Annotated in this window: 6 protein-coding genes and 2 pseudogenes; 1 reads left to right on the top strand and 7 read right to left on the bottom strand. The window is 61.6% G+C overall.

Annotation, left to right across the window (positions count from 1 at the left end):
* Positions 1-26 precede the first annotated feature (26 nt).
* Positions 27-656, bottom strand: a complete 630-nt coding sequence (locus ACJH6J_RS29630; protein ID WP_406804980.1) for a hypothetical protein — start codon at positions 654-656, stop codon at positions 27-29.
* 603 nt (positions 657-1,259) lie between these two features.
* Here ACJH6J_RS29630 and ACJH6J_RS29625 point away from each other — a divergent pair.
* On the top strand, positions 1,260-2,303 hold the full coding sequence (locus ACJH6J_RS29625) for a hypothetical protein (RefSeq protein ID WP_406804979.1): 1,044 nt from the start codon (positions 1,260-1,262) through the stop codon (positions 2,301-2,303).
* A 520-nt stretch (positions 2,304-2,823) separates the two neighbouring features.
* Here the strand turns inward: ACJH6J_RS29625 and lipA are convergent.
* The 6 genes and pseudogenes from lipA to ACJH6J_RS29595 form a co-directional block, all read right to left on the bottom strand.
* Positions 2,824-3,768, bottom strand: coding sequence for a lipoyl synthase (gene lipA / locus ACJH6J_RS29620; protein ID WP_406804978.1), 945 nt, complete (start codon positions 3,766-3,768; stop codon positions 2,824-2,826).
* 96 nt (positions 3,769-3,864) lie between these two features.
* A pseudogene (locus tag ACJH6J_RS29615) lies at positions 3,865-4,221 on the bottom strand (NlpC/P60 family protein); the annotation flags it as partial.
* Positions 4,222-4,710: 489 nt separating this feature from the next.
* A pseudogene (locus ACJH6J_RS29610) lies at positions 4,711-5,046 on the bottom strand (transglycosylase family protein); the annotation flags it as partial.
* A gap of 99 nt (positions 5,047-5,145) precedes the next feature.
* Positions 5,146-5,403: a hypothetical protein gene (locus ACJH6J_RS29605; RefSeq protein ID WP_406804977.1), complete on the bottom strand. Its 258-nt coding sequence runs from the start codon at positions 5,401-5,403 to the stop codon at positions 5,146-5,148.
* A 172-nt stretch (positions 5,404-5,575) separates the two neighbouring features.
* Complete coding sequence (locus ACJH6J_RS29600) at positions 5,576-5,965, bottom strand: hypothetical protein (RefSeq protein WP_406804976.1); 390 nt, start codon at positions 5,963-5,965, stop codon at positions 5,576-5,578.
* Positions 5,966-7,019: 1,054 nt separating this feature from the next.
* The coding region (locus ACJH6J_RS29595) for a hypothetical protein (protein ID WP_406804975.1) at positions 7,020-7,494 on the bottom strand (475 nt) is incomplete at its 5' end.

The raw sequence follows: 7,494 nt of genomic DNA, 5'->3' as shown, positions 1-7,494 counted from the left end.
CACACCCAGCCAACCAGACACCCCAATCACAGGCCGACAGCAGCTGACCGTTCTACACCCTCAATCATGAAGAGCCTTTTTAAGTAGGCCTTACCGGCGGCCGTCCAACCGCCCCACCTCAGCAGCTTGTCTCGGTCAAGCTGCAGAGTGTTAACGCGGGCGGTACCGGGCATGCCCTGGCCCCAGCTAAGAGTCGTCGCCAGTTCAGGTACCGGGATTGAATAGTGAGTGCAGTAATTCCGGAGCTTCGTCATGAATACGCCCTCTCCCGTCTCGAATGCCTCGGCAAGCTTCGAGGCGTAGACCTTGGACTCAAATTCAGAAAGATTTTCCTCCATCGGCAACGGTCGTCTGCATTCGCCGCATATGCCGGGCGAGCTTCCTTTCGTCGGCCACCGATGCCGCATCACAACCCGCTGCGAATCAATCACTGATGTAACTGAGGTGAGATAGTTATGAAGCAATCGCACCAGTTCATTCACGTATTCTTCAGAGATCTCCTTCGCGATCTGCGGCGAGGTCAGGAATTGGCTGACATGCCCCGCAAGGTCAGCAGCGTTCCTACTGAAAACGTGCAGGCAACGCTGGAGTGCTTCGAGGTCTTCCTTCAGCTGAAAACCGGGCAACGCTTCCAGGTGCGCCTTCCGCATGTCCATTTCGGCACTGAACGGTGAATGCCATTCCACGAAGCGCAACTTACCAACGTTCGCCACAATTCATACATAATTCGTCGACCGCGGCACATCCCAGAACCGACATATCCGGCCCACTCTCGAGCAACGAGACAAGCTACCTCCGGAACGTAATACGTTACGCCGGAGGAGAACTGAGTCGACTTGGGCGCTCGGCGACAACGGTCATTGGCCGGAGACCGAAGTTGCACAGTACCAACCGGTCGACATCGGTCCGTGGGCTGGCATGATCCAGTACGTCCTGTACCACGTGATCTCGGTAGCCTGCCGAAGCCGAGCGACAGGCCCGCATCGGTCATCTACAGCAGCCTCGAGTCGCTCGCGGACCTCCCCGCAACATTTGCGGCGTAAGACGGGTGCTAGGCAGCCGGGAACATGCAGACTCAGCAGAATCGATACCGAGGGGGGCGAGGTAATGGCGTCAGATGATTCCAAAATATCGACGCTGTGCGAATGTATAGGTATGCGCAGCATGAATTTCGAACACGGCCGCTGGACCGGCCGCAATGGTCGTGGCCTAGCCGATCGCGGTATCAGTGCCGCCGCGAGCCGGGAAGCGATGAAGAATTGACCAAGAAACGCCTGGAAGGCGAAATGGCTTGCGAAGCAGGATTTTTGGTACAGGTCGAATGCCTCGACGCGAGCTTCGAATCTAGCACTGCCTGCTTTCCGATGACCGTAAAGCTCCCTGGAATCGATACCGAGAAACATGATTACAACTTGGTGGCACCGTTCTCAGCGTTGCGCGCCCGCGGTGATGCTGCTGACGCTGCCGAAGCGCAATACGCTGGCGACAGCAAGTGGGGCTGCTTGCAGAACCCCTATGACGACCCCGAATCAGCCGAACTTCGAGCGATTTACACCGCCGCAGTGGTGGAGAGACTTCGGTTCGAGACCGAAGGTAAAGCTGGAAATGACGATGAGCTCCAAGACACCGTCGGGCACTTCGGACGGGACTATGCCCATTGGTGGCCACGGTTCGCTGAGTGGATAGGTGTCGTTTCTTCTCAGGATCTACTCCGACTCGGCCAGAAAAGTCGCCGTGCGATGCTTGACGTTGTCTCGATGTGGATACTCGAACCCGCAGACGGCGATGCACCGGGTTTTTCGACGATTAGCTTCGGTGACACACGTGGCTACTGCGGTGCACCGCTTAGCCGAGCACAGCTTGAGCGGTGTTTTGCACTTGCCGGCGCTTCGAAGCGGCCGCCGTTAGCGTGGCGTCTCATCTGTGACGCGCATTCGCTTGCGCGCCACGACGAACACCGGCGGGCAACGCTCGATGCGGCCACCGCAACTGAATTGGCTGTGACGGAACTTCTCGATCAATATGCGATCGCCGCGAACAGCCCAACCGTCACAAGACAGATTGAGAAGACCAAAATGCTCGGGAACTTGCTCGGGCTAGTAGCCGAAAAGATGCCTCAGACCGTGTCGCCGTCGTTGTCCGAGCAGGCAAAGGAGCAAGTCGCGAAGCCCAGAAACCGAGCAATTCACGAAGGTGTTCCACTGAGCAAAAAAGAAGCCGAGGCTGCGGTGACGACGGCCAGGCAACTGGTCGAAGCTGCATATCCACTGTCTACCTATGGTTTTCACGGCTATTCCGTCTAGTTCGACGCCAAGAAGCGGACTGTCTAGCGGATCAATGGTCGCACCAGAGCCGGAACATGGAGCTGAGTACAGAGCTCGCGCCCACAGACGTCGACTTAACTGTCTTAGCGAGTACGTCGTGGACGTCCCTGAACAACCAGTGGCGGTAGCGCCAAAGACGCCACCGCCGCCGGTCGTGAAGACACGAGCTACGCACTCGCTCACGAGCCACGAACGGCTACACGTTCCGGCGGTAGACCCGGCCGAGCGGATTGTCGACAACGACGATCACCTTCGCCCGGTAACCCTGGCCGAAACAACGGCTGAACATCCAAGCAGTCAGCAATCGAGATCGGCGATCGTCCGCCGTACTCGATCAGACCAGCGCTACTTGAACGAGCCGGAGATCGGAACAGTAGCCGAAACCTAAACTGTGCGTGCAAGGTCAGCGTTGTATGGGGCCGACGCTGTCGTCGCGGCCGACGACGCAGGTTGCGCCGCTGTTTAGCGTGAGGTCAGGCGGGCAAGCCACCTTCGCCTATCAGCGGTGCGGTTGTATAACACGCATTTGCGCCGCCAGTTTGTACAGCTTTCCGGCCCGGTAGGACGAGCGGACCAGCGGTCCGGCCAGGACACCGGCGAAGCCGAGACCCTCGGCGAACTGCTGGTGCTCGACGAATTCCTCCGGCCGCACCCACCGCTCGACGGGGTGGTGCCGCGGCGACGGACGCAGGTACTGCGTGATGGTGACGATGTCGCAGCCCGCGTCGTACAGGTCCTGCAGGGCCACCCGGATTTCCTCGGGCGTCTCGCCCATACCCAGGATCAGGTTGCTCTTGGTCACCAGCCCGTAGTCGCGGGCGGCGGTGATGACGCCGAGGCTGCGCTCGTAGCGGAACGCCGGGCGGATGCGCTTGAAGATGCGCGGCACGGTTTCGACGTTGTGCGCGAACACCTCTGGGCGCGAGTCGAAGACCTCTTCGAGCAGTGCGGGCACACCATTGAAGTCGGGCGCCAGCAGCTCGACACCGGTGTTCGGGTTGAGCGCGTGGATCTGGCGGACCGTCTCGGCGTACAGCCAGGCGCCGCCGTCGGGCAGGTCGTCGCGGGCCACGCCGGTGATCGTGGAGTACCGCAGGCCCATGGTGTGCACGCTCTCGGCCACCCGGCGCGGCTCGTCCCGGTCCAGGTCGGCGGGCTTGCCGGTGTCGATCTGGCAGAAGTCGCAGCGGCGGGTGCACTGCTCGCCACCGATCAGGAAGGTGGCCTCGCGGTCCTCCCAGCATTCGTAGATGTTGGGGCAGCCGGCCTCTTCGCACACCGTGTGCAGGCCCTCGCGCTTGACCAGGCTCTTGAGGTCCTTGTACTCGGGGCCCATCTTGATCTTGGTCTTGATCCACGGCGGCTTGCGCTCGATCGGCGTCTCCGCGTTGCGGACCTCCAGGCGGAGCAGCTTGCGTCCGTCAGGATTCACGTCAGTACCCATACCCCTACCATTGTTTTAAAACCGTTGTTAGACATGAATTGTCAGTGGATTGTCGATAAGTCTCGTCAGGTCACCAGGCAACCATCAGCTATCAACGCTATCGGATGCGATCGGCAAGTACATGTGATGATTGAACTGGGGCTGGTAGGCGCCGCCGCCACCGATGTGGATGCCTCCGCCCTCGCCACTGGCGACCGGTGTTCCGTCGGCCATCGTGATTGCTGTGTGGTGATCATTCCAGCCAATCACCAACGCCCCGGGCGCAGTGCCGTACCTGAATCCTCTTGCCAGGAGTGCCGATTCCTCGGTGCTGGTGTCGAACCGATCACCGAACACGGGACGGCCGGTGGCCGTGTTCGCCAGCCAAGACGCCAGCCCTGAACAGTCCGTGCCCGCGGAGGAATCTCCACCCCAGATGTACGGTGTGCCCGAATAGCGATGGATGAGCGCCATCAGGGTGGCCTCGGTGGCTACGCCATCGGTTAGGTCGGTGGCCGAGGCGTGCACTAACTGCGCCGGCGGCCGGGGCGACGGGTCTGGCGAAGGATCGAGCGGCAGAGGATCGGCGGGTGGTAGCAGCACGGCATCTTGGGCAGGTCCAGCCTCTGCCAGGGCATCGAGCGCTGGGGCGGGATCTCCTTGCTTGGAATCCGGCGGAGCGGGCTGCGGCTCGCGCAGCGAATCCATCGGGGAACCTTGCACATCCGGTACCGCGACTGTCAATTGCGCGACCTCCGCTAGGGCGGGCGGCTCCGGTGAGGCTTGTGGCGCAGACGCGTCTAGCGGTTGCGGCAGCCCGGCTGGCTCGACATCCGGAGAGGGCGCCGCAACATCCCGGGCCGCGGCGTCGATGACCGTTACGATCTCCGGTGCGGGCACGTCCGCAGCCGACTGGACATTGCGTGGCGTGGCCGTCGACAGGGGCCCACCGCAAACCGGCCACGCCCCACGGCCCTGCCCCGCAAGCACCCGCTCGGCTACAGCGATCTGCTGTTCCTTGGTCGCCCGCTGCGCCTCGGCCGCATACTGGTCTCCCCCGTAGGCACTCCACGTGGACGGCGCGAACTGCAGCCCACCCTGATACCCATTGCCGGTATTGATCGACCAATCACCGCCAGACTCACAGCGCGACACCAGATCCCATTCACTGTCCGTCGCCGCACTCGCATGGACTGCAAGTCCCCCGCTGCTACCCCCCAGGACCACCCCAGTGACCGCGAACGTCAAGGCCGTCGTCCTTGATGTTGGGGTCCGGACTTTGCGATGCCGCCCCGTCATCGGTGATGCCCTCTGCCAGGGTCGGATTCATCAGGTCGGCAGGGCAGCCGGACGGTGCTGTCGCGGCCTACTGCGCCTGCGGTGGGGGTGAGCGCCATGTCAGCTCGCCGCCCGGTCGGCCACCAGGTACCGGGAGCTGTGTCGAAGCACCTGGAACCCCAGCGAGACGACGTCATAGCGCTTGGGGACCGCGTTACCCAGATGCAGCGCCATCGCTGCGATCGCTGCCCGGGTGAGGATTGGACGCGAAATCAGCCAATCATCCACGCCTTCGCTGAGCAATTGGCCATCCCGGCAAGCGATTTCATAGCTGAGCACGCCAGCAGTCAGGATGGCCCATGCCTGCTTGGCGCTCATCTTCAGGCGCCATCCCGGATAATCGCCTGCGACATAACTACTCTGGTTCCTGTTCATGGTGATTGTGCCTCCATTCGACGGCGGACTACTTTTGGTCGGCGTGGGCCGCGCGAGTCCGAGTCCGGATTCACGGAGGTTTGACCACACCAGGTCTTTTCGCAAAACAGCGCGGCTAGCCAGCCCGCGCGGCAACTCCCCGGTCGCGACAGGCGCTGGACGCAATCGCCAGAGCTGCTGGGCTTCTCGTGCGGGTAAGGGCTCGCACGATCGGCTGCGTCCGAAGCTCGGCGGCAGTGACAGCTATGCCGTCGATGAGCGCTGCAAGTTGCGCGTGGTCCTCGTGCAACTGGTATGCCTCGAGCCACGTAGCGCAGAGTTGTACTAGGCGCGTCGGCAGGCAAATCCGTTTGGTATCAATCAGTTTGATCAGGATACGAACTGCGGTGAATGCGTCGCCGGCCCCTAGGCTGATGAAGACGTGGTTGCACTCTCGGGCGTCGAGCTCAGGCTTGACGGCTTCGATGAGCAACCAGGCCAAATTCGTTTCTTGTAGTTGTTGCATGGTGGTGACCGCCAGTTGGTTTTTCCACTGTCACGGAGCGCGGAAGCCGCGCCCATATTCAGCGACGCGGAGCCGCACCAGCTCGCACGGATGAACTCTCCGCGAAGCACTCATCGCCGTCGCGATCGCGGCCAGAGGGATGCCGACATCCGAGACCGTTGTGACGCGCAGGTCATCACGGGTTTTCATGATCGGCCGCTGTCAACATGGTGCCGAATCTCGGCGACGAACCGACGCCCGTCGTTACCGACCACATCCCAGGAGAACGGTCCGCGCCACTGGGTGAAGCCCAGGGTGTGCACAGTTCGGCGTGCGATCTCCTCGGAGCCGATTTCCGCTAGCCGGCGCCCGTCACTGGTAATCAAGGTCCACATGACTGCCGCCGTTGATCTCGAATAGCGTCGCGTACGTCTCAATGAAGCGGACGGGCACTGTTGCGGCAGGTCGGGGTCGCAGCCCGGGAGTCTCGGCAGGCAGGCTGGTGGCGCTGCCTGCCGTATCCAGTGGTGGTAGCAATCCGATCCTCATTGATCGGCTCCCTTCGCTCTTACTGAAGAGCCCGAACGTCCCATTGGACTGGCCCTCCGAGCTAGGCGCTTGGGGTGAATCCGCCCGCTCTGCGATTACACTAGCAATCTCTTGACGTCCATTCAATGATTTTGAGTCAATGACTTGCTGGAAGCCTGCGACGCAGCTGGCGCGCCGCCCGCAATCGCCACCCACCCCTGGTTAAGGCCAATGCCGGCAGATGAACCCCCGGGACTACCGCCCCGTTGAGCAGCGTCAATTACCGCCGGGTGACTGTCATCCGATGGACGACGCCCAATCGGACGTTCCGTCCACTCCCACCCCCGGTCGACTACCGTTCGAATCCCAGTACGCCCAGCGCCGACGATCAACTGCCGATCGCCACGGTCATGTTCGACCGGCGATCAACCCGCTCAGCAAATACTCGACCTTCGGCGGGTCGATCACGACCCGCCGCCCGAGTGACAGCTCGACTCTAAATCATTGATTCATAGTCAATCGACTGGTTACTATGCCTCTCGGTGCGCTACCAAACGATTGAGTTCGACAGCTCCCCACGGTGGAAGCCCAGCGGCGCCCGGTCAGCGCCCAATAATTTTTCGGAACGCACATCACCGTCCGCATGGAGGCTTACGACAATGAGTACCAGTGCCCAGCGGTGGTGCGTGTACAGCGGCCTGTGGATGCTCGTCATCTTTTTGATCGGTTTTTGGCTGGTAGCGGGATTCATTCCGCCCCCATCCCCCCAGTCCAGCGGCCCAGAGTTGGTGCGGTTGTTTTCAGAGGACCGCACCCGAATCCGCGCGGGCATGATCGTGTCGGTCTTCGCGGCAGCATTCCTAGCTTCATGGAGCTCAGCGCTGACCGTGCAGATGCTCAGGATGAGCCGCGACAACGCAGTATTGGCATACGCCAACTTGGCGCTGGGTGAACCATCCCGCGTTTGATGCGCACCTCCTTCCTTGGGAAGGTGCATGTCATGCCGAGCAAGTACGACCCGG

This window comes from Mycobacterium sp. SMC-18 (genome assembly GCF_045310895.1).
Lineage (GTDB): Bacteria > Actinomycetota > Actinomycetes > Mycobacteriales > Mycobacteriaceae > Mycobacterium.
The sequence above is the reverse complement of the archived record's forward strand: the minus strand, read 5'-3'. Positions and strand labels throughout refer to the sequence as shown.